This window comes from Variovorax sp. J22P240, from assembly GCF_030316855.1.
In the GTDB taxonomy this organism is placed as follows: Bacteria; Pseudomonadota; Gammaproteobacteria; order Burkholderiales; family Burkholderiaceae_C; genus Variovorax.
This window is the reverse complement of record NZ_JASZYR010000025.1, coordinates 23279-44319: the sequence shown is the minus strand read 5'-3', so window position 1 is coordinate 44319 and position 21041 is coordinate 23279. Positions and strand designations below refer to the sequence as shown.

The following is a 21041-nucleotide window of genomic DNA, read 5'->3' as shown; positions in this document are numbered from 1 at the left end:
AGCACGACCATGATCCTGCACACACTGCTTTCCTACGAATTCCTGCGTGTCGTCTGGTGGCTGCTGCTCGGCGTGCTGCTGATCGGCTTTGCCGTGACCGATGGCTTCGACCTGGGGACCGGCATGCTGCTGCCGTTTGCCGGCCGCAACGACCTCGAGCGTCGCGTGATCATCAACAGCGTCGGCCCGATCTGGGAGGGCAACCAGGTCTGGCTGATCCTCGGCGGCGGCGCGATCTTCGCGGCGTGGCCGCAGCTCTATGCCGTCTCGTTCTCAGGCTTCTACCTCGCGATGTTCGCGATCCTCGTCGCACTCATATTGCGACCCGTGGCCTTCAAGTTCCGGGGCAAGCGCGACGATGCGAAATGGAAGGCGCGCTGGGATGTGGCCCTGTTCGTCGGTGGCTTCGTGCCTTCGCTGATCTTCGGCGTGGCGATGGGCAACGTGCTCAAGGGCGTGCCCTTCCGTTTCGGGCCGGACATGCACATCTTCTACGACGGCTCCTTCTTCGGCTTGCTGAATCCGTTCGCCTTGCTGTGCGGACTGGTGTCCGTCGCCATGCTCGTGATGCACGGCAGCGCGTGGCTTCAATTGAAGACACAGGGCCTCGTCGCCCAGCGCGCACGGGCCTACGGAAGCGTCGCTGCGGTAGCGACCGTCGTTCTCTATGCGCTGGCCGGGTTCATGCTGTGGTCCTTCGTGGACGGCTTTCGCGTCACGAGCTCGCTGCCGCCGGACGGTCCTTCGAATCCCTTGCTGAAGACCGTCGAAGTGCACGCGAGCGCGTGGTTCACCAACTATGCGGCGTATCCGTGGCTGTATGTCGTTCCGGCGCTGGGCCTTGGTGGCGCGTTGGTCGCGTTGCTCGGGCTTCGCATGCGCGCGGAGATGCTGACACTGATGGCGAGCGGCTTGAGCATCGCAGGCATCATCCTCAGCGTGGGCGTCTCGATGTTCCCGTTCATCCTGCCGTCGTCGATCGATCCGCGCGCCAGCCTCACCGTGTTCGACTCGTCGTCCAGCCACCTCACGCTCTTCATCATGCTGGTCGTGACCGCGATCTTCATTCCCATCATCGTGGCCTACACGAGCTGGGTCTACTACGTGCTCCGAGGCAAGGTGGACGCCGACGCGATCCGCGAAGACCGCGGGCACGCCTACTGATCCGCCCTCCAAGAATCAAACAAGGAACTCACTCATGTGGTACTTCGCCTGGATCCTGGGGCTGCCCCTTGCCGCGACCTTCGCGGTGCTCAATGCGATGTGGTACGAGCTGATGGACGACGAGGCCATCCGCCGAGACAAACTGAACAAGCCATAGGCGCTACGAAGCCGGCTTCTTTTCCTTGGCGCCGGTCAACCTGTCCTTGAGCCCGAGGACCCGGGTCACGGTGGCGCCCATACCCATGAGCTGCATGGCGGTCTCGGGGGCGAGGCGCTGCACGTCGTCGAACCACTTCATGAGCCGGTCGATGAGATCGTGCATTTCGCGCATGCGCTGCTGCGCATGGCGTTCCTCGTCGGAAGAGGGCTCTTCGAGCAGCGCCATCCGCAGCATCGACAGCGTGGGCTCGATCTCGCGGCGACGCCGTTCCTCGGCCAGGACGCGGAAGATCTCCCACACGTCGGAAGGTGCCTCGAAGTACTCGCGCCGGTCGCCCGGGTGATGGCGCAGGCGCACCAGCCGCCATGCCTGCAGTTCCTTCAGGCCCATGCTCACATTGGAGCGCGAGAACTCCAGCAACTCGGCAATCTCGTCCGCATTGAGCGCCCGTTCGGAGATGAAGATCAGCGCATAGATCTGGCCGACGGTGCGGTTAATGCCCCACTTGCTGCCCATTTCTCCGAAGTGGGCGACGAACTGACGGTTGAGCGGAGGGAGCGACTGGGTAGGCATCAAGCGATTTTCAGTCCGAATTCCCTGAAGCTTCAAGAAAGACTGAAGAGTCCCTTCCCGTCGGGCCTGGAGGATCTGGCTATTTCCACGGCGTGGGCGGCGGGACCTCGCAGGCAGGTTCGACGTCGACGCTCTTGAAGTCGGCCGGCGAGACGATCTCCAGATACTCCATGTCGGGCGAGTAGTCGAAGAGAAAGTGCCGGATGCCGGGTCGCTGGTGCACGACATCACCGGCCTCGACCAGCGTTTCCTTGTCTTCGTACATGAAGCGGGCCCAGCCCTTCACCATGATGACGATCTGGAAGTCCGCCTCGTGCCGGTGCCAGCCGGTGCCCGTTTCCGGTGCCATGTTGGCCTTGACGAGGTGCGCGATCACCTTGCCATGGGTGGCCTCTGCGATGCCAAGGTCGCGGTACAGGAAGAAGTCGCGCAACCCGCCCGAGACGAACTCGGTGTCGCCGGGCTTGACGTGGGAGAACTTCGTGTCGGTACGGTCCAGCATGTGCGCTCCTCGGAGGTTTTGAAGGTAGGGATGCTGCGCCGCAGCACGCATAAACCATTCCAGAAATTGCCTTGACATCGGTTCGTCGCGCTTTGAAACTCAACCGTATGGTTCACTCTGACGACGGCACTCTCGATGCCATCTTTGCCGCGCTCTCCGATTCGACGCGCCGGTCGGTGCTCGAACGACTCGGGGAGGGTGGCGGCCTCACCGTGACCGAACTTGCACAGCCGCACGGCATGTCGCTCACCGGCTTCATGAAGCACCTGCGGGTGCTCGAGAACGCCGGACTGGTGTCCCGCACGAAGGAGGGCCGCATCGTGCGATGCGAGCTGTCCCCTCAGCCGATGCAGGAGGCCGCCGTGTGGTTGTCTCGCTATGAAAAGTTCTGGGCCGGACGCCTCGACGCGCTGGCCCGCTTCCTGTATCACCAAGAGGAGACCGCATGGCGAGCCCAGCCACCCGCGACGAAGAGCGCCCATCGCTCACCCTCCGACGCCACTTCGACGCCTCCCCCGACAAAGTCTGGCGGGCGTGGACCGAGCCACAAGCGCTGAAGCAGTGGTTCGGACCTGAGGAGATCGTTGCGGTGCCCGTCGCCGAGGTCGACCTGCGCATCGGCGGCGGATTTCGCGTCGTGATGGTTGCTGCCGACGGCGAGCGCCATGAGGTCAGCGGCCTCTACCGCGAGATCGTGCCCGACCGAAAGCTCGTGTTCAGCTGGTCCTGGGTCACCACGCCAGAGCGCGTGTCGCGTGTCACGGTGTCGATCGAGCCCGCCGGTCGTGGCACCGAGTTGACGCTGAGGCACGAGGACTTCTTCGACGAGGCCGCGCGCGATGGGCACAACCACGGCTGGACCGGCTCCCTGGTGAAGCTGCAAGTCTTGCTCGGCGGCGCGAGAGCCGACGGATGAACCCGCGGCCGGTCGCGTCGGATGGCGTGCGCGAAACGGTGGACGCGGTGTACCGCGACGAATCGCGCCGCATCTTTGCCACGCTGGTCCGGCTACTGGGCGATTTCGATCTGGCCGAGGAAGCCTTGCACGACGGCTTCCGCGCCGCTCTCGAACAGTGGCCGACGGAGGGTGTACCGGCGCATCCACGGGCTTGGCTGGTGTCGGCGGGGCGCTTCAAGGCCATCGATGCCATCCGCCGCCGTGCGCGCTTCGAAGCCTGGGATGACGCGGCGGATGCCGTCGAGACGGCCATCGGTGCCGCTCCCGCATGGGACGACGACGCGGAATTGCTCGAGGACGATCGCCTTCGTCTGGTCTTCACCTGCTGCAACCCCGCGCTGACACCGGACGCGCAGGTAGCGCTCACGCTGCGCGAGGTATGCGGTCTCGCGACGGAAGACATCGCCAACGCCTTTCTGGTGCCGGCGCCCACGATGGCCCAGCGCATCGTTCGCGCCAAGGCGAGGATCCGCGACGAGGGCATTCCGTACCAGGTGCCTTCGGCGGCCGACCTGCCGGACCGACTGGATGCCGTGCTGCGCGTCGTCTACCTGGTGTTCAGCGAAGGCTATGCCGCATCCTCGGGCGAGACGCTGACGCGACCCGATCTGTCCGCCGAGGCGATCCGGCTGGGGCGGCTCTTGCTCGACCTGCTTCCGGAGCCCGAGGCCATGGGCCTGCTGGCGCTCATGCTGCTGCACGAATCGCGACGTGTCGCGCGCACGTCCGCCTCCGGCGATGTGGTGCTGCTCGACGAGCAGGACCGCAGCCTCTGGAACCGGGAGCTGATCGCGGAAGGGATGGCGTTGGTGGCGCAAGCATTGTCGTCGCGCCGCTTCGGTCCGTACACGCTGCAGGCTGCGATTGCGGCCGTGCATGCCGAGGCGGCCGACGCGGCCGCGACCGATTGGGCACAGATCGTCGGTCTCTACGAGGTTCTGTCGAGAGCCGAGCCCTCACCGGTGGTGGAACTCAACCGTGCCGTCGCGATCGCGATGCGCGACGGACCGGCGGCAGGCTTGGCATTGATCGACGGCATCCTCGCGCGTGGCGAACTTGGGGACTACCACCTTGCCCACGCAGCGCGCGCGGACCTCTGCCGCCGCCTCGGTCGCACGGCGCAGGCTCGCGCGGCCTACGAACGTGCGCTGACGCTCGCCCGGCAGGCGCCGGAGCGGAAGTTCCTGGAAAGACGATTGGCGTCGTTGCCGGCTTAGGCTTGCAGAGCAGGGCAGGCGATGCATGCCGATACAAATTTTCGAGCGCGTATCGATCGACGAATGTCGATTCAGGGGCCTGCCAATCGACCAGTGGGTGTCCTATCACTCGAAGCTCTGGAGATGCCCATGAAATACCTGTGCCTGGTCTACTTCGAAGAAGCGCTGCTCGATGCGTTTTCCGACAGCTCGAGCGCTGCGCTCGCCGCCGAATCGATCGCCTACGACGAAGAACTCAAGTCGCGTGGTCAGCTGGTCGTTGCGGATGCGTTGCAGCGCGTGAAGAACGCCAAGGTCGTGCAAGTGCGGCGAGGAAGGACCTCGCAGACGGACGGGCCCTTCGTCGAGACCAAAGAGCAGCTCGGCGGCTTCATCCTCGTCGAAGCCAAAGACCTCAACGCGGCGATCCAGATCGCAGCGAGGATTCCGCTGGCGCGCATGGGCAGCATCGAAGTGCGGCCCATCGCCAAGGTCGAGCGCATGCAAGGGAGCGCGTCATGAGATACCTCTGCATGATCTTCGCGACCAACGCACAGATGAACGCGATCCCGCCCGACGAGCTGCCGGCCTTCGTGAATGCGCACCTCGACTACGACGACCGGTTGAGCGCCAGCGGGAACCTGATCGCCTCCGAAGGGTTGGAGTCATCCGACAAGGCCGTGGTCGTCCGCATGCGCAACGGCAAGTTGTCCGTGACGGATGGTCCTTTCGCCGAGACCAATGAGCAGCTCGGCGGCTTCTACCTCGTCGAGGCTGCGAGCGACGACGAGGCCGTGCGCATGGCGGCAGGCATTCCATCGGCGTGCGTGGGCAGCATCGAGGTGCGGCCCGTGTCCGCGCCGCGTGGCGATGCCCAGGGAGACGCGCGATGAACTCCGCCAAAGCAAACCCCAAGGCCGCGGCGCGCGAATGGATCGGCCTTGCCGTCATCGCACTGCCGTGCCTGCTCTATTCGATGGACCTGACGGTCCTCAACCTGGCGGTGCCCCACCTGAGCGCGGCGCTGCGCCCCACCAGCGCGCAGATGTTGTGGATCGTGGACATCTACGGCTTCATGCTCGCGGGATCGCTGATCACGATGGGCACGCTCGGTGACCGCATCGGGCGGCGCAAGCTGCTGCTGATCGGCGCGGCCTGCTTCGGCATCGCATCGGTGCTCGCCGCCTTCTCGACCAGTTCGGAGATGTTGATCGCCACGAGGGCGCTGCTGGGCATAGCGGGCGCCACGCTCGCGCCGTCGACGCTCTCGCTGATCCGCAACATGTTTCTCGATGCGGAAGAACGCACCGTCGCGATCGGCATCTGGGTGGCGAGCTTTGCGGTCGGCGGCGCCATCGGCCCGTTGGTCGGCGGCTTGCTGCTGGAGCACTACTGGTGGGGCTCGGTGTTCCTGGTGGGCGTGCCGGTCATGGCGCTGCTGCTCGTGCTCGGTCCCTTGCTCCTGCCCGAGTACCGCGACGAAAAGTCCGGCCGGCTCGATCTGCCGAGCGCGGCACTGTCCCTTGTCGCCGTGCTGGCTGTCATCTACGGACTCAAGCGCATCGCCGAGGCGGGAATGGGCGCGCTCCCGGTCGGGGTGATGGCCGCGGGAGTCGCGATCGGCTTCGCTTTCATTCGGCGCCAGAGGAGGCTGGCCGACCCGTTGATCGACCTGCGGCTTTTCCGCGCGCCGGCCTTCAGTGCGGCGCTGCTCATCAACACACTGGGCTTCTTCGTCGGCTTTGCTGCCTTTTTGCTGATTGCGCAATACCTGCAGCTCGTGCTCGGGTTGTCGCCGCTCAAGGCGGGCCTGTGGTCGGTGTCGTCGAGCCTGGCCTTCATCGTGGGGTCCAACCTCGTTCCGCGCATCGTGCGGCGGGTACGTCCGGGCTTCGTCGTGGCGGGAGGGCTGGTGCTTGCCGCTGCCGGCTTCGGGCTCTTGGCAGGGCTGGATCGGGAGAACGGCTTGCCGATGCTCATCGTCGGCTACGTGATCCTGTCGCTGGGGCTGTCCTTCGTCTTCACGCTGGCGGTCGACATGCTGGTGGGAACCGCGCCGCCGGAGCGCGCCGGTGCGGCGTCGGCGATCTCCGAGACCAGTTCGGAACTCGGCGGCGCGCTTGGCATCGCCGTGCTGGGAAGCGTGATCGTCGGCGTCTACAGGCATGCGCTGTCGGAGTCCTCGCTGGCCGGCGTGCCGCCCGCGGCAGCCGAAGCCGCACGTTCCAGCCTGGGTGCGGCGGCGGACGTGGCGGCAGGGCTGGCCGGAGCGGCGGGCGACCGGTTGATGGAGGCATCCCGCGAGGCGTTCGCGCAGGCCTTCGAGACGACGGCGTCCATCAGCGCAGCAGTGGCGCTGGCGGCCGCACTGCTGGCCGCGATCATGCTGCGCGGGGTCGGAACGCCGCCCGCGCCAGCCTCGGCGCAAGGGGAAGCGACTTTGTTGGGATAATCCCCGCATGAGCGGCAATACCTTCGGCACCCTTTTCGCGGTGACCAACTTCGGCGAATCCCACGGACCCGCGATCGGATGCGTCATCGACGGCTGCCCGCCCGGCATGGCGCTCACCGAGGCCGACATCCAGGGCGACCTCGACCGCCGCCGCCCCGGCACCAGCCGCCACGTGACGCAGCGCAACGAACCCGATGCGGTGCAGATCCTCAGCGGCGTCTATGAAGGCAAAACCACCGGCACGCCGATCGCGCTGCTGATCCAGAACACCGACCAGCGCAGCAAGGACTACGGCCAGATCGCGCAGCAGTTCCGCCCCGGCCATGCCGACTTCACCTACTTCAAGAAATACGGCATTCGCGATCCGCGCGGCGGCGGTCGGTCTTCGGCGCGCCTGACGGCGCCGATGGTGGCTGCCGGTGCAGTCGCCAAGAAGTGGCTGTTCGAAAAGTACGGCACCGTATTCCGCGGGTGCATGGCGCAGATCGGTGACATCGTGATTCCCTTCGAAAGCTGGGACCACGTGCCGAACAACCCCTTCTTCGCGCCCGTCGCCGACGTCTCGCAGCTCGAGGCCTACATGGACGCGCTGCGCAAGGCCGGCGATTCCTGCGGCGCGCGCATCCGCGTGACCGCCTCGAAGGTGCCCGTCGGCCTCGGCGAGCCGCTCTTCGACAAGATGGATTCCGACATCGCCTGGGCCATGATGGGCATCAACGCCGTCAAGGGCGTCGAGATCGGCGCCGGCTTTGCCAGCGTCACGCAGCGCGGCACCACGCATGGCGACTCGATCACGCCCGAGGGCTTCGTGACCAACAACGCGGGCGGCGTGCTCGGCGGCATCAGCACGGGGCAGGACCTCGAAGTGAGCATCGCGATCAAGCCGACCAGCTCGATCATCAGCCCACGCCAGTCCGTCGACGTCAACAATCAGCCGGTCGAGGTGGTGACCAAGGGCCGTCATGACCCCTGCGTCGGCATCCGCGCGACGCCGATCGCCGAGGCGATGCTCGCCCTGGTCGTGATGGAGCACGCTTTGCGCAATCGCGCGCAGTGCGGCGAAGTGAACATGCAGCAGGACCCGACGTCGCCCGGCGCCGAGTCCCCGTCGCCCCAGGCGTCCTTCCTCTAGTGTCCGCCCCGCAAGTGGCGGGTGGCCGCGGCCACCTTCTGGCCTTTGCGGCGCTTTCGGCGAGCTATTTCGCTCACATCGGTTTCTTCAACCCGTACCTTCCGCTGTGGCTGAAGGAACTGGGCTTGCCGATTTTCGTCATCAGCCTGCTGACGTCGGTGCAGTCGGTCACGCGTGTCTTCGCGCCCTACGCGTGGGGCGCGCTCAGCGATCACACGGGCGAACGCGTGAAGCTGCTGCGCTTTAGCGCGGCTGTGGCGCTGGTGTCGTCCTTCGGCCTGTGGTGGAACGGTGGGGCATGGTGGCTGGGGCTGGTGCTGCTCGTGATGTTCACGCACACGAGTTCGATGATGTCCCTGACCGAGGCGGCGATGGCGCATCTGGTCGCTGGGGACTGGGGCCGCTACGGGCGTATCCGCCTGTGGGGCTCGGCCGGCTTCCTGGTCACCGTGTTCTTCGCCGGCGAATGGTTCGAGCGCTTCGGCATGCGCCACTTTCCGGCATGGGCCGGCGGCACGCTCGCCATCGTGTTGATCGCGACATGGCGGCTGCCCGACGTTCGCGAGCCGGTGACAGCCCACGCTCAGGCCAAGGAGCCAGTCGGGCCTGTGCTGCGAGTGCCGGCAGTGCGTTGGTTCTTCGTCTCGCTGTTCTTTCACGTGATGGCGCACTTCGCGGTCTACGGCTTCCTGTCGCTATACCTCGATTCGCTCGGCTACGGCAAAGGCACGATCGGCTTGTTGTGGGCGCTGTCGGTCGTCGCCGAGATCGCGTGGTTCTTCCTGCAAGGGCGGCTCTTGGGCCTGATGGCGATGCCGCGCTGGCTCCTTCTGTGCGGCATTGCAGCCGTTGTGCGCATGGCCATCACCGCGGCCTGCGGGCAGTGGATCTGGGCGCTCGTGGTGGCGCAGGCGTTGCACGCGCTCTCGTTCGCTGCCCATCACACCGCCTGCATCGCCATGGTGTCGCGCCACTTCCCGGGACGACTGCGAGGGCGCGGGCAGGCGCTGTTCACCGTGATCGGGTATGGCTTCGGCGGCGTGCTTGGTGTGCTGGCCGGCGGCGCGATTGCGCAGCGGTTTGGCTACGTGGTCATGTTCTCGGTCGCGACGGTGCTGGCTGCGGTGGCGAGCATGTGTGCGTGGCGAGCGCAAAGAGTGGACGCCCAGGCCTGACCCTGGGCCAGGCCCTCAGTCCAACTCAGCCCGCCGCGGCATGTCCGCGCCGCGTCGCGAGCAGGTGATCGCTGCAGCGCGTGCCGCAAAGCGAAGCAGGGCGTCGAGCGATCCGCTGTCGAGCGCCGACAGCGCTTCGGGCGTGAGCGCGTCATGCTCGTCCAGCCAGGTCAGGAGGGCCGCCTGGAAGGTATCGCCCGCGCCGACGGTGTCGACCACTTTCGTTTCGGGTGACGCAGCGGCAGCCTGGGCAGCCCGCGTCCACGCACTCGCGCCATGCCTGCCGCGCGTCACCGCCACCAGCGCGGCGCCTTGCGCGAGCCAGCGGGCGGCGACCTGCTCCGGCGTCTCCGCCGGGTAGAGCAGGCCCAGGTCCTCGTCGCTCACCTTCACCAGGTGCGCAATCGACACCATCGACTCGACCACCGCCCGCCAGTGCGTGAGGTTGGGCTCGACATTGAGTCGCACGTTCGGGTCGTAGGCGATCAGCCGCCGATCGCGCTCGCGTGCCGCCAGCGCGCGCAGGGCGCTGCCCACCGGCTCGACCGCCAGTGCATAGGAGCCGAACTGCAGCACCCGCGTGGCGGGCGGCAGAGCGGGCAGCGTGTCGTGCGTGATCTGCCGGTCCGCCGCGCCGTTGCCGTGGAAGGCGTAGCGCGGAACGCCGCTGGCATCCACGCTCACTACGCTCAGCGTGCTCGGTGCCTCGCTGCGCAGGATCAGCGAGGTGTCGACGCCCTCGGACCGGAGCGACGCGAGCAGCCGCTCGCCGAGCGCATCGGTCGACAGCCCGGTCAGGAAGGCTACCGGCCGCGCCAGCCGCGCGAGCCCCTGCGCCACATTGAGCGGCGAACCGCCGATGCGCGCGTCCAGCGTCATGCCGGTGGACGTGGCCTCACCCATGTAGACATCCATCAGCGCTTCGCCGCAAACCACGAACATGGCGGATCTCCTGCTCAGCGGGGTGCTTGCCAGCCCTTGTAGTCCTTGACGTTGGCGCGCGTGATCAGGGTCGACGGCAGCAGGGTCATCTGTTCAGCCGGCTTCTTTCCGTTGAGGATGTCGCGCCCGATCTCCACCGCCTTCTGCGCAATCATGAACGGGTCCTGGCTGGCCGATGCCTGCACCTGGGTGTCGGCCTTGAGCGCGGTCTCGATGTCCGGTGCGCCGTCGACCGAGGTGATGATGATGTTCTTGCGGTTGAGTTGCTTGGCCGCGAGGTCGGTGCCGACGGCTTGCGGATCGTTGATGGCAAAGACGGCGTCGATCTTCGGAAAACGCGTCAGGTGGTTCTGCATCACGTTGAGTCCACCTTCGCGCGAGCCCTTCGCGTCCTGGTCATCCGAAAGCACCTTGATGTCGGGGCTCTTCTTGAGCACCGTCTTGCAGCCGTTGACGCGGTCGATCACGGCTGAGACCTGTGGCCCGTTCTGGATGATCACGTTGCCCTTGCCGCCGAGCTTCTCGACGATGAACTGGCAGGCGATCTCGCCGGCCTGCACGTTGTTGGTCTGCACCGTCGCGTCCGAACCGTTGGCCGCCACGTCGACGCCGACCACCACGATGCCGGCCTTTTTCGCCTTCATCAGCGCGGGTTCGATCGCCTTGGCGTCCACCGCGTTGACGAGGATCAGGTCCGACCCGGCGGAGATGAAGCCGTCGATCTGCGAGAACTGCTTGTTCAGGTCGTAGTCGGCCGACAGCGCCGTGACCTTGGCGTTGGGGTTGTACTGCTTGGCCTTCGCTTCCGCACCCTTGGCGAGCGAGACGAAGAAGGGGTTTCCCATCGAGCCGAGCGTGATGCCCACGTTCTTGAATTCCTTCTGCTGGGCGTGCGCCACGGGCAGGGCGAAGACAGCGGCAATGGCGGCGAGAGCGAAGAGTTGTTTGGTACGCATGAGTGAGTCTCCGTGTGGTTGAGTTGAGCGAGTGAATGAGGTCAGGTCCTTGCGGAATCCTTGCGGCGATAGCGATCGAGGGCGACGGCGCCGATGATCACGAGGCCCTTGACGATGTACTGCCAGATGTCCGAGACACCCATCAGGATCAGGCCGTTGGTGAGCACCGCGATGATTAGCGCGCCGATCAGCGTGCCGAGGATCGAGCCGGTGCCGCCGACGAAGCTGGTGCCGCCAAGAATCACGGCCGCGATCGCGTCGAGTTCATAGGAAGCGCCGAGCTGCAGCCCGTTGGCCGCATAGAGCCGTGCCGAGGCCATGACGCCGCCCAGTCCCGACAGCAGCCCCGAGGTGCAGTACACGAACAGCAGGACCGCCCAGACCTTGATCCCCGCGAGCCGAGCGGCCTCCGGGTTGCCGCCGACCGAGTAGATGTTCAGGCCCAGCACCGTGCGCCGCAGGATGAACCACGACAGCGCCACCACCGCGAAGGCGATGATCACGAGCCAGGGCACGCCCAGCACCTCGCCATTTCCGATGAAGGCAAAGGGCAGCTGCGGGTTGAACACTGTCGTGTCGTTGCCGATCAGCCGTGCGATGCCGCGCACCGCGGTCAACGAACCCAGCGTGACGATGAAGGGCGGCAGCTTGACGAATGCGATCAGCACGCCGTTGATCAGCCCGAACAGCAGCCCGCAGGCGAGCCCCGCGGCGATGCCGAGCATGCCGAACTGTGGAAAGTTCGACACCAGCATCGCCACCACGGCCGACGCGGCGAGGATGGAGCCGACCGACAGGTCGATGCCACCCGTGAGGATCACGAAAGTCATCCCGGCCGCGAGCACGATGTTGATCGACGCCTGCTGCGTCATGATCGACAGGTTCTGCAAGCTGAAGAAGTTGTCGCTCGAGAAGCTGAAGCCGATGCACAGCAGGATGAGCACCGGCAGCATGCCGAGTGCGCGAATGATTTCCTTGCCCGTGGCGCCGCGCAACGCGGAGGGCAGGGCGGGGTTCTCCGTCGCCGCGATGGCGGGCGATGCTTGCTTGTTCATTGCGTGTCTCCAGTGGGCCGTCTCAGTGAAGCGTCGGTGTGTGGGTGGGAACCGCGCCGGTGGCGAGCGCGACGATGTTTTCCTGGGTGATGGGCTGTCCGCTGCCGCCGCCGACCTCGCCGACGAGGTGGCCTTCACGCATCACGATCACGCGGTCGCAAATGCCGACCACCTCGGCCAACTCGCTCGAGATCACCAGCACCGCGACGCCGCGCCGTGCCAACTCGTCGATGAGCCGGTAGATCTCGCTCTTGGCGCCGATGTCGACGCCCCGGGTCGGCTCGTCCAGGATGAGCACGCGCGGCGCGAGTTCGAGCAGGCGCGCGAGCAGCACCTTCTGCTGGTTGCCGCCCGAGAGGGAGCCGACGTTGACCCGGGCCGACGCCACACGGATGGACAGCTGCGAGATCGCGTCGCGCGCTCGTTGCGCCGCGCGCTTGCCGTCCATGACGCCGCCCGCATTCGCGTCGCGCGGGCACACCATCACGTTGATGTTGTCGCGCACCGAGAGATCCAGGAACAGGCCTTGCCCCTTGCGGTCCTCGGTGAGATAGAGGATGCCGGAGCGGATCGCATCGATCGGCTTGTGGATGTTGAGCACCGCGCCGGCGCCGTTCAGCGAAACCTCGCCGCCGGTGCGCGGATCGGCGCCGAAAATCAGGCGCGCCAGTTCGGTGCGGCCTGCGCCCACCAGCCCTGCCAGGCCCAGAACCTCGCCCGAGTGCAGCTCGAAGCTGCAGCCGTGCACTCGCCGGCCATCGCTGAGTCCGCGCACCGTGAGCGCCTTGGCGCCGGTGTGCTGGCCGTGGTGTTCCTTGCGGTAGAAGCCCGACAGGTCGCGGCCCACCATCATCTTCACCAGCTTGTCTCGCGAAAGTTCGGCGCGATCCAGCGTGCCGACGTAGGTGCCGTCGCGCAGCACCGTGACCTCGTCCGCCAGCTCGTCGATCTCGTCCATGCGGTGGCTGATGTAGAGGATCGCGAGGCCTTCGTCGCGCAGGCGGCGAATCAGCGCGAAGAGACGATCGGTCTCGTGGGTCGAGAGAGGCGTGGTGGGTTCGTCCATCACCAGGATGCGACAGTCGAAATGCACTGCGCGGGCGATTTCCACCAGTTGGCGTTGCGCGATCGATAGCGTCGCCACACGCGTTGCCGCGACGAAATCCGCGCCGAGGCGCTGCAGGGTGGCCTCGCAGGCGCTGGCCATGCCGGCGCGATCCACCAGGCCGCCGCGGCGCAAGGGGCGGCCCATGTAGATGTTCTCGGCGACCGTCAGGTTGGGTGCGAGGCTGAGTTCCTGGTAGATCACCGACACGCCGAGGTTCTTGGCCGCGAGCGGGCCGTCGATGTGGACCGGCTTGCCGTCGATCAGGATCTCCGCTCCGGGGTCGGGCATGTAGGCGCCCGACAGCACCTTCATCAGCGTCGACTTGCCGGCGCCGTTTTCGCCCATCAGCGCGTGCACGTGGCCGGCGCGAGCGCTGAGGCGAACATCCTGCAGCGCCTTGACGCCCGGGAAGGTTTTCGAGATCTTGCGCAGTTCGAGCAGCGCAGTGGGGGAGTCAGGCATTGGCGGTCTCCTGGTTGGCGGGGTGCGGACGGCCGCGCAGCACGTCGGCGCGCGGTGAGAAGTTGAAGAACATGGGCAGGCTCGCGGCGCCGATGGCACCGGCGTCCGCGCGGAAGGTGCCGCGCAGGATGCGAGGCGTCTGGCGCGCCTCGGGCGCGATCAGCCGCAAGCCGGCATCGACGCGCTTCATCAGTTCGCTGACGATGCCGCTGTCGATGTCGCAGTCGATCACCACCGCCGGCAGGTCGAGCACGGCGAGCGATGCGCGGATCGAGGGCACCAGCGCATCCACGCAGTCGTCGAGCCATTCGCGCACTTCGGCGCTGTCCGACTGCACGCAGGCTTCCAGGTCCGCATGGCCGTGCACCGTGACGCCGCTATGCCGCAGATGGCGCGCCAGCGAATTGAGTGATGCGCGCGAGAGCAGGATGTCCCAGCGCCGGTCCGACGCCGGCGCCGAAGCCAGGCGACTGGGCGGCACCGGCATCAGCCCGAGGTCGGCTGCGTTGCCGCTGCTGCCGCGCAGGCTCTCGCCGCCGATCACCGCGCCTGCACCCAGGGCCGCACCGATGAAAACGTAGAGGAAGTCGTTTTCCTCGCGCCCGACGCCGAAGAACATCTCGGCGATCGCTGCCGCGTTGCCGTCGTTTTCCTTAAAGACAGGCTGCTCGACGGCCTGCGCGAGCAGGGTGCCGAAGTCCACTTCGTCCCACATGCGGAAGTCCGCTTTCAGGTCGAGCTCGCGCAGCCAGCTGCCGAGGTTGTAGGGCTGGGCAAGGCCGACACCCATGAAGCGGCGGCGCTGTGCGGTGTCGAGCACGGTCAGCATCCGGCCGACGTCCTTGCGAACTAGCGCGAGCGCCTGATCGGGGTGGGGGAGCAGCAGGTCGTGCGCCTCGCGCGCCAGGATCTTGCCGCCGAGATCGATCAGCACCGTTTCGATGCTCGTGCGGTCCAGCCGCACGCCGATGCCGTAGGCGCCTTCGGGGTTGATGCGGTAGAGCCCCGCGGGTTGGCCGCGTTGGCCTTCCTGCCGCCGGCCGGCCGGCTCGATCAGCCGCGACTCTTCCAGCGATTGCACGATGCTGCCGACTGCCGTGTTCGTCAGTTGTGCCCAGCGGGCCAGGTCCGCCTTCGACGCCTCGCCGGCACGGCGCAGACGCTGTAGCAGCGTGCGCTCGTTGTAGAGGCGGAGGTTGACCGAATTCGTGCCTCGACCGGGACCGACTGATTTCACTGGCTGTCTCCTGCCGCCGCGGCTGCTGAGCCGTGCGTCATTAATTAATTCAAGTTGAATAAATAGTAGGAGCCAGCGGTTTCATGGCCTTGGGGGTTAACCCGAGAAAATGCAAGAAAGTATGTATTCGGGGCTGCCACGGTGTCCGAGCGGCGCCTTGGCGTCATCACGGTATCGGTGTTCACTTTGTGATGCACGGAAGGGCTACCAGCGTTAGCTCGCGGCGCGCATACTGTCGCGCGACCACTCTGTCGCCAGACCGGTCACGTCGAAAACCTCTGGAGGAGCCTGTCATGCTCGAATCTCTGAGAACCGACCCCACCTTCCATCCCTCGCCGCGCCTCGCGATGGAAGCCGAGCCCGAGCGCATCGCCTACACCGCGCTTCTCTCGCCGGACGCCTCCCGTCCCGATGCCTTGGCGGTCGTCGACGTCGACCCATCCTCCAAGACTTACGGCACCGTGCTGTACCGACTCGACATGCCGAACCGCGGCGACGAGTTCCATCACTTCGGCTGGAACGCCTGCAGTTCGGCGCTGTCGCCCATGTCGGGCCATGCCTTCCTGAAGCGTCGTTATCTGATCATCCCGGGCATACGCTCATCGCGGGTCTACGTCGTCGACACGCAGCCCGATCCGGCGCGCCCCACGATCGTGCGGGTGATCGAGCCCGAGGAGGTTGTTCGCAAGACGGGCTACTCGCGTCCGCACACGGTGCATTGCGGACCAGAAGGTCTCTACATCAGCACGCTCGGCGGTGCCGGCGCGGATGGGACGGAGGGGCCGCCCGGCGTGTTCCTGATGGACTGCGAAAGCTTCGAGATCCTCGGCAAATGGGAGATCGACCGCGGCCCGCAGAAACTGCACTACGACTTCTGGTGGAACCTGCCGCGCGACTACATGGTGTCGAGTGAATGGGGCCTGCCGCCGCAGTTCGAGAACGGCATCGTCGCCGAGGACCTGCTGGGCAATCGCTACGGCCATCAGCTTCATTTCTGGGACCTGCGGGCGCGTCGGCATGCGCAGACCATCGACCTGGGCGCCAACCACCAGATGGCGCTGGAAATCCGGCCTGCGCACGATCCGACACGCGAGTACGGCTTCGTCGGCGTGGTGGTCGACACCACCAACCTCGAAGGCTCGATCTGGACATGGTGGCGCGAAGGCGGCGAGTTCCATGCGAAGAAGACGGCGGTCATTCCGCCGGAGCCCGCCGATGCGTCGCTGTTGCCGGAACTGCTCAAGGGATTCGGCGCCGTGCCGCCGCTGATCAGCGATATCGACCTCTCGCTGGACGATCGATTCCTCTACGTCGCGTGCTGGGGCACGGGCGAGTTGCGCCAGTACGAGGTGACCGATCCGATGAATCCGCGCCTGGCCGGCAGCGTGCGCATCGGTGGCATCGCGAAGCACACCCCGCATCCGAACGGCTCGGCCTTCGGCGGCGGGCCGCAGATGACCGAGATCAGCCGCGATGGCAAGCGCGTGTACTTCACCAATTCGCTCTACAGCAAGTGGGACACGCAGTTCTACCCCGACGGCATACCGGGTCGGCAGGTCATGTGCAACGTCGGCAAGGACGGCGGCATCGAGCTGGACAAGAAGTTCGTCGTCGATTTCGGCGCGGACTACGGCGCGCACCAGATCCGCCTGCAGGGCGGCGACTGCTCGACCGATTCGTTCTGCTATCCGTCGGCCTGAGGCGGATCGAGCCGATGCCGGGTCCATCGTGAGCGTTGCGGCAACGGCGTCCCTCTGGGCCGGCGTGGTGGCGATAGGGATCTACCACGGCCTGAACCCCGCCATGGGCTGGCCGCTCGCTGTGGCCAATGGCCTGGGCGAAAAGCGCAATACCGCGGTGTTCGCCACCTGGGTGCCGCTGGGCGTCGGACATCTGCTCGCAACGGCGCTCGTGCTCGTGCCTTTCGCGATGCTCGCGTGGATGCTGCAATGGGGGCAGGAGATCCGCATCGGCGTCGGCGCAGGGGTCATGCTGTTCGGCGTCTCGCGACTGGTGCTGCCGCATCGTCATCGATGGTCCGGACGCATCCGGCCCACGCAACTGGCGCTGTGGTCCTTCCTCATGGCGACGGCGCACGGCGCCGCGCTGATGCTGCTGCCGATCCTCCTCGGGCTGTGCGAGCCGCTTCCTGCGGGCAAGGTGGAGGCCGCAATGGCCTTCAGCAACTTCGACCATGAATCCATGATGTCGTTGATGCGTTCGAGCGTGGGGATCGCGATCACGGTTTCGCTCGTCCACAGCATCGCGATGATCGCCTCGGGCCTGGGAATCGCCTGGGTGGTCTACCGCTATCTCGGCTTGCGCGCGCTGCGGACTGCATGGCTCGATTTCGATGCGGTCTGGGCGCTGGCGCTGATCGCCTCGGGTGCCGCTGCGGTTGTGGCTGCCGTCTGGGCTTGATCGGACTCGGGCTCAGGCGCCGAGGGGCGCCGAATTCCTGGTACAAACCCTGACTCTGCGCGAACAGTGAACAACCGCGTTCGATGATCGATCGACGGACGTCTCCGCAGCGTTGTGAATAAGCGCCCGCCGCTTCACAGTCGCGACCTTCAGTTCATTCATCGACTGAAATCCCGTCCCGATTGTTTACAGACCCATCGAATTCACCCCCTATCGGAGAGACAAATGAGCATCGCCACGGATCATGAGCCGCAAGGCCGACACCAGTCCAGGAAGGCAGCCGCCAGCGGCTGGATCGGTTCCGCGCTGGAGTACTACGACTTCTTCATTTACGCCACCGCGGCGTCGCTGATTTTTCCGCAGATCTTCTTCCCGTCGGGCAATCCGAAGATCGCCATCATCGCGTCGCTGGCGACCTACGGCGTGGGCTACATCGCACGGCCCATCGGCGCCTTCGTCCTGGGCCACTGGGGGGACACCCGCGGCCGCAAGCACGTGCTGATCGTGTGCATGTTCCTGATGGGGTTCTCGACCATCGCCGTCGGCCTGCTGCCGACCTACAGCCAGGTGGGCCTGCTCGCCCCGGCGCTCCTCGTCGCATTGCGCCTGGTCCAGGGCTTTGCCGTCGCCGGCGAAATCTCCGGCGCGAGTTCGATGATCCTCGAGCATGCGCCCTTCGGCCGCCGCGGCTTCTTCGCCAGCTTCAGCCTGCAGGGCGTGCAGGCCGGCCAGATCCTGGCCGCCGCGGTGTTCCTGCCACTCGCGCACTACATGCCCCAGGATGCGTTCCTCTCGTGGGGTTGGCGCATTCCGTTCCTGCTGAGCTTCGTGGTGATCATCGCGGGCTACATCATTCGCCGCGAAGTAGATGAAACCCCTGCCTTCGCAGAGGAAGTCCGCCAGGGCGAGGTGCAGAAGGCGCCGGTCGTCGAGGCGCTGACGAACAACTGGCGCGACATGCTCCGCGTCATCTGCGCGTCGTTGATGAACGTCATCCCGGTGGTCGCGACCGTCTTCGGCGCTGCCTACGCGGTCCAGCCCGCCTATGGGATCGGCTTCGAGAAGGACATCTATCTCTGGATTCCGGTGCTCGGCAACATCCTCGCGGTCCTCGTCATCCCCTACATCGGCAACCTCTCCGACAAGGTCGGACGCAAGCCGCCCATCATCATCGGTGCGCTGGGTGCGGGGCTGTTGTCTTTCGGCTATCTCTATGCGATCAGCATCCACAACGTGCCGATGGCGATCGTCATGTCGCTGCTCATGTGGGGCATCGTGTACCAGGGCTACAACGCCGTGTTCCCGAGCTTTTATCCGGAGTTGTTCCCCACGCGCACGCGGGTTTCGGCCATGGCCATCTCGCAGAACCTCGGCACTGCCGCCACAGCCCTGTTGCCCGCTCTCTTCGTCGCCGTGGCGCCTCCCGGCGCGACCAACATTCCGCTGACGATCGGCGCGCTCACCTTCGGCATCACGATCATCTCGGCGCTGGCCGTCCTGAGTGCACGCGAAACCTATCGCGTCCACATGAAGGACCTGGGCAACCCGAACGCGGTACCGGTGCCCAAGCAGGACTACGAGCGCCTGCGCGAGAAGACCCTGGCCGAGGCGAGGCTGAGCAAGGCGGTTGCGTAAGCTAGATCAAGCTCCTCATGGCCTGCGCGGTTTCGCGCAAAACTGGCAAGACGCGGGCAACCGCGTCTTCGCTGCTTTCATGACCCATCGGCATGGTCACATTGAGCGCACCCACCAGGTCGCCGCGACGGTCTCGCAGCGGCACCGCGATGCCGCGAGAGTTCAAGTCGAGTTGCTGCTCGGACAGCGCCCAGCCCTGGGCCTGGATGCGCGCGAGTTCCAGCTTCATGCGCTCCTTGCTCGAAATGGTGTGTGGCGTGAAGACGGCCAGTTCCCGCGCCGCGAGCCACGCGCTGCGCTCCTCGTCGCTGCGCATCGCGAGCATCAGCATGCCGGCAGCCGTTACCTGCGCCGGCACGCGCGCGCCCAGCACATAGCCGGTGCTCATGCTGCGGTTCGGGCCGTTGCGCGCGATGTAGACCACTTCGTCGCCATCCATCACGCTGAGATAGGCGATCTCGTGCGTGCCGGCCGCGACACGCTGCAGGAAGGGCTGCACGATGCGCGGCAGCCGGGCCGATTCCAGATACGACTGCCCCAGGCGCAGCACGCGCGGCGTGAGCCAGAAGAGCTTGCCGTCGCTCGCCACATAGCCCATGTGCTGCAAGGTGAGCAGATAGCGGCGCGCGGCGGTGCGTGTCATGCCCGTGCGCTGGCCCGCCTCGCTGGCGGTCATGCGGGGATGTTCGTCATCGAAGGCTTCGATGATCGATACGCCGCGCTCCAGTCCGGCGATCCAGTCGCGCTTGTCGAGGCCCAACGGGGCAGGGGACAGGTCTGTGGTCATGCGTGCTTCGGGAGAAACCCTGAAATCGTTCGATTGTCGAACAAATAGGAGCGATGATCGCATTTCTGATGCCTATTGGGGTGTTGGCTAGACTCCCCGGCTACTACATTAGCGACGTTTCTTCCGGAATCGCGCGATAGTCGAACAGAACTTCAAGCGAGGCACCATCCCATGTTTCCTTCCATCGTCGGCAGCACCGCTCTCTATCTGCTCCCTGGTGACCCGGTGAAAAACGTGCGCCTGCCGCGCATGTTCAATGCCGTCTTCGAGCGCTTCGGCATCGACGCCGTGATGGCGCCTGTGCAGGTGCCGCGCCGTGATCTGGCGGTGTTCGTCAAGGCGGCCTTTCTCGGGAAGAACGTGCGCGGCATGGCGATCGCGCCGCCGCACAAGCCGCTGCTGGTCGACCTTCTCGACGGCTGCGGCCTCTTCGGCCGCGTGGCCGGCTCGGTCAACGTGGTGCGCCGCATCGACAACGGCGAACTCGAGGGCGACCTGTTCGACGGCGAGGGCCTGATCGGCGCGCTGGACCGCTACAACATTCCGTTTCGTGGCAAGCGCGTGCTTATCCTCGGTGCCGGTGTCAGCGCGGCGGCCATCGGCGTGGCGCTGGCCGAAGGCGGCACGGTCAATGGTGCCGAGCACATCGCGTTCTACGACACGGCGGCCGGCAAGGCGGCGGGTGTCGCGGCCAAGCTCGATTCCTTCTTCGATGCGACCACGGTGGCCGTGGAGAGCAACGATCCCGCAGGCTACGACCTGGTCGTCAACGCGACGTCGCTGGGCTTGTCGCCGGACGACGCGCTGCCCGTCGACGTGTCCCGCATGGAGCCGCATGCCGCGCTGTTCGACATCCTGCTGCGAAACCAGCCCACGCCGCTGGTGCGCGCCGCGCGGGCGCGTGGCCTGAATGCGCAGGCCGGCTTCGAGATGCTGATCCAGCAGATGCCGCACTACCTCGATTTCTTCGGCCACAAGGATGCGGCGAATGGCGTGCGCCATGACGCGAACTTCCTGCGCGAACTCATCTACCCGCCGGCGATGGCCGATGAAATCCAACACCCGCTGCGTTATCACTCCGCCAGCGTGGCCTGACGCTCCCCTGCGCGCCTTCAAGTTAGAGAAC

The 21041-nt window shown here is 66.0% G+C and carries 22 protein-coding genes; 14 read left to right on the top strand and 8 right to left on the bottom strand.

Going from position 1 to position 21041, the window contains the following annotated elements; all coding sequences use genetic code 11:
- Positions 1-9: 9 nt before the first annotated feature.
- Together cydB and cydX are read left to right on the top strand one after the other, a co-directional pair.
- Complete coding sequence (cydB, locus tag QTI24_RS30140; RefSeq protein WP_286605492.1) at positions 10-1164, top strand: cytochrome d ubiquinol oxidase subunit II; 1155 nt, start codon at positions 10-12, stop codon at positions 1162-1164.
- A 34-nt stretch (positions 1165-1198) separates the two neighbouring features.
- Positions 1199-1321: a cytochrome bd-I oxidase subunit CydX gene (gene cydX, locus QTI24_RS30135; protein WP_286572428.1), complete on the top strand. Its 123-nt coding sequence runs from the start codon at positions 1199-1201 to the stop codon at positions 1319-1321.
- A 3-nt stretch (positions 1322-1324) separates the two neighbouring features.
- Here the strand turns inward: cydX and QTI24_RS30130 are convergent, their stop codons facing one another.
- Positions 1325-1897: a GbsR/MarR family transcriptional regulator gene (locus QTI24_RS30130; protein ID WP_286572427.1), complete on the bottom strand. Its 573-nt coding sequence runs from the start codon at positions 1895-1897 to the stop codon at positions 1325-1327.
- Positions 1898-1976: 79 nt separating this feature from the next.
- Positions 1977-2399, bottom strand: a complete 423-nt coding sequence (locus QTI24_RS30125) for a cupin domain-containing protein (protein ID WP_286605490.1) — start codon at positions 2397-2399, stop codon at positions 1977-1979.
- A gap of 107 nt (positions 2400-2506) precedes the next feature.
- On the opposite strand from QTI24_RS30125, the gene QTI24_RS30120 reads away from it, so the two are divergent.
- From QTI24_RS30120 to QTI24_RS30085, 8 genes are all read left to right on the top strand, one after another.
- The gene (locus QTI24_RS30120; RefSeq protein WP_286605488.1) at positions 2507-2956 is read left to right on the top strand and encodes an ArsR/SmtB family transcription factor; all 450 of its coding nucleotides are present in this window, start codon (positions 2507-2509) and stop codon (positions 2954-2956) included.
- The gene (locus QTI24_RS30115; protein WP_286605486.1) at positions 2845-3315 is read left to right on the top strand and encodes an SRPBCC family protein; all 471 of its coding nucleotides are present in this window, start codon (positions 2845-2847) and stop codon (positions 3313-3315) included. The genes QTI24_RS30120 and QTI24_RS30115 overlap by 112 nt, the downstream gene beginning before the upstream one ends.
- A complete protein-coding gene (locus tag QTI24_RS30110; protein WP_286605484.1) occupies positions 3312-4574 on the top strand; it encodes an RNA polymerase sigma factor in 1263 nt (420 codons plus the stop codon). The genes QTI24_RS30115 and QTI24_RS30110 overlap by 4 nt, the downstream gene beginning before the upstream one ends.
- Before the next feature lie 129 nt (positions 4575-4703).
- Positions 4704-5075 (top strand): YciI family protein, encoded by a 372-nt coding sequence (locus tag QTI24_RS30105; protein WP_286605483.1) that lies wholly within the window; start codon positions 4704-4706, stop codon positions 5073-5075.
- Complete coding sequence (locus QTI24_RS30100) at positions 5072-5446, top strand: YciI family protein (protein ID WP_286605481.1); 375 nt, start codon at positions 5072-5074, stop codon at positions 5444-5446. Before QTI24_RS30105 ends, QTI24_RS30100 begins: the two co-directional genes overlap by 4 nt.
- On the top strand, positions 5443-7005 hold the full coding sequence (locus QTI24_RS30095) for an MFS transporter (RefSeq protein WP_286605479.1): 1563 nt from the start codon (positions 5443-5445) through the stop codon (positions 7003-7005). Before QTI24_RS30100 ends, QTI24_RS30095 begins: the two co-directional genes overlap by 4 nt.
- Positions 7006-7012: 7 nt before the next feature.
- A complete protein-coding gene (gene aroC, locus QTI24_RS30090) occupies positions 7013-8137 on the top strand; it encodes a chorismate synthase (RefSeq protein WP_286605478.1) in 1125 nt (374 codons plus the stop codon).
- Positions 8137-9312 (top strand): MFS transporter, encoded by a 1176-nt coding sequence (locus QTI24_RS30085; RefSeq protein ID WP_286605476.1) that lies wholly within the window; start codon positions 8137-8139, stop codon positions 9310-9312. Before aroC ends, QTI24_RS30085 begins: the two co-directional genes overlap by 1 nt.
- A 15-nt stretch (positions 9313-9327) precedes the next feature.
- On the opposite strand, the gene QTI24_RS30080 is transcribed toward QTI24_RS30085, so the two are convergent.
- Genes QTI24_RS30080 through QTI24_RS30060 form a run of 5 tightly spaced genes read right to left on the bottom strand, consistent with a single transcriptional unit; the run spans position 9328 to position 15072 of the window.
- On the bottom strand, positions 9328-10254 hold the full coding sequence (locus QTI24_RS30080) for a carbohydrate kinase family protein (RefSeq protein ID WP_286605475.1): 927 nt from the start codon (positions 10252-10254) through the stop codon (positions 9328-9330).
- Between the two features lie 14 nt (positions 10255-10268).
- Complete coding sequence (locus QTI24_RS30075; protein ID WP_286605473.1) at positions 10269-11210, bottom strand: ABC transporter substrate-binding protein; 942 nt, start codon at positions 11208-11210, stop codon at positions 10269-10271.
- A gap of 41 nt (positions 11211-11251) precedes the next feature.
- The gene (locus QTI24_RS30070) at positions 11252-12265 is read right to left on the bottom strand and encodes an ABC transporter permease subunit (RefSeq protein ID WP_286605472.1); all 1014 of its coding nucleotides are present in this window, start codon (positions 12263-12265) and stop codon (positions 11252-11254) included.
- A gap of 22 nt (positions 12266-12287) precedes the next feature.
- Positions 12288-13835, bottom strand: a complete 1548-nt coding sequence (locus QTI24_RS30065) for a sugar ABC transporter ATP-binding protein (protein ID WP_286605471.1) — start codon at positions 13833-13835, stop codon at positions 12288-12290.
- Positions 13828-15072: an ROK family protein gene (locus tag QTI24_RS30060; RefSeq protein WP_286605469.1), complete on the bottom strand. Its 1245-nt coding sequence runs from the start codon at positions 15070-15072 to the stop codon at positions 13828-13830. Before QTI24_RS30060 ends, QTI24_RS30065 begins: the two co-directional genes overlap by 8 nt.
- Positions 15073-15365: 293 nt before the next feature.
- On the opposite strand from QTI24_RS30060, the gene QTI24_RS30055 reads away from it, so the two are divergent.
- From QTI24_RS30055 to QTI24_RS30045, 3 genes are all read left to right on the top strand, one after another.
- Positions 15366-16772, top strand: a complete 1407-nt coding sequence (locus tag QTI24_RS30055; protein WP_286605467.1) for a selenium-binding protein SBP56-related protein — start codon at positions 15366-15368, stop codon at positions 16770-16772.
- A 28-nt stretch (positions 16773-16800) separates the two neighbouring features.
- Positions 16801-17493 carry a hypothetical protein gene (locus tag QTI24_RS30050; protein WP_286605465.1) on the top strand — a complete coding sequence of 231 codons (693 nt, stop codon included), beginning with the start codon at positions 16801-16803 and terminating at the stop codon, positions 17491-17493.
- A 225-nt stretch (positions 17494-17718) separates the two neighbouring features.
- Positions 17719-19128: an MFS transporter gene (locus QTI24_RS30045; RefSeq protein ID WP_286605463.1), complete on the top strand. Its 1410-nt coding sequence runs from the start codon at positions 17719-17721 to the stop codon at positions 19126-19128.
- A gap of 1 nt (position 19129) precedes the next feature.
- Here the strand turns inward: QTI24_RS30045 and QTI24_RS30040 are convergent, their stop codons facing one another.
- Positions 19130-19915 (bottom strand): IclR family transcriptional regulator domain-containing protein, encoded by a 786-nt coding sequence (locus QTI24_RS30040; protein WP_286605462.1) that lies wholly within the window; start codon positions 19913-19915, stop codon positions 19130-19132.
- 171 nt (positions 19916-20086) lie between these two features.
- Here QTI24_RS30040 and QTI24_RS30035 point away from each other — a divergent pair, with 171 nt between their 5' ends.
- A complete protein-coding gene (locus QTI24_RS30035; RefSeq protein WP_286605461.1) occupies positions 20087-21010 on the top strand; it encodes a shikimate dehydrogenase family protein in 924 nt (307 codons plus the stop codon).
- Positions 21011-21041: the final 31 nt, after the last annotated feature.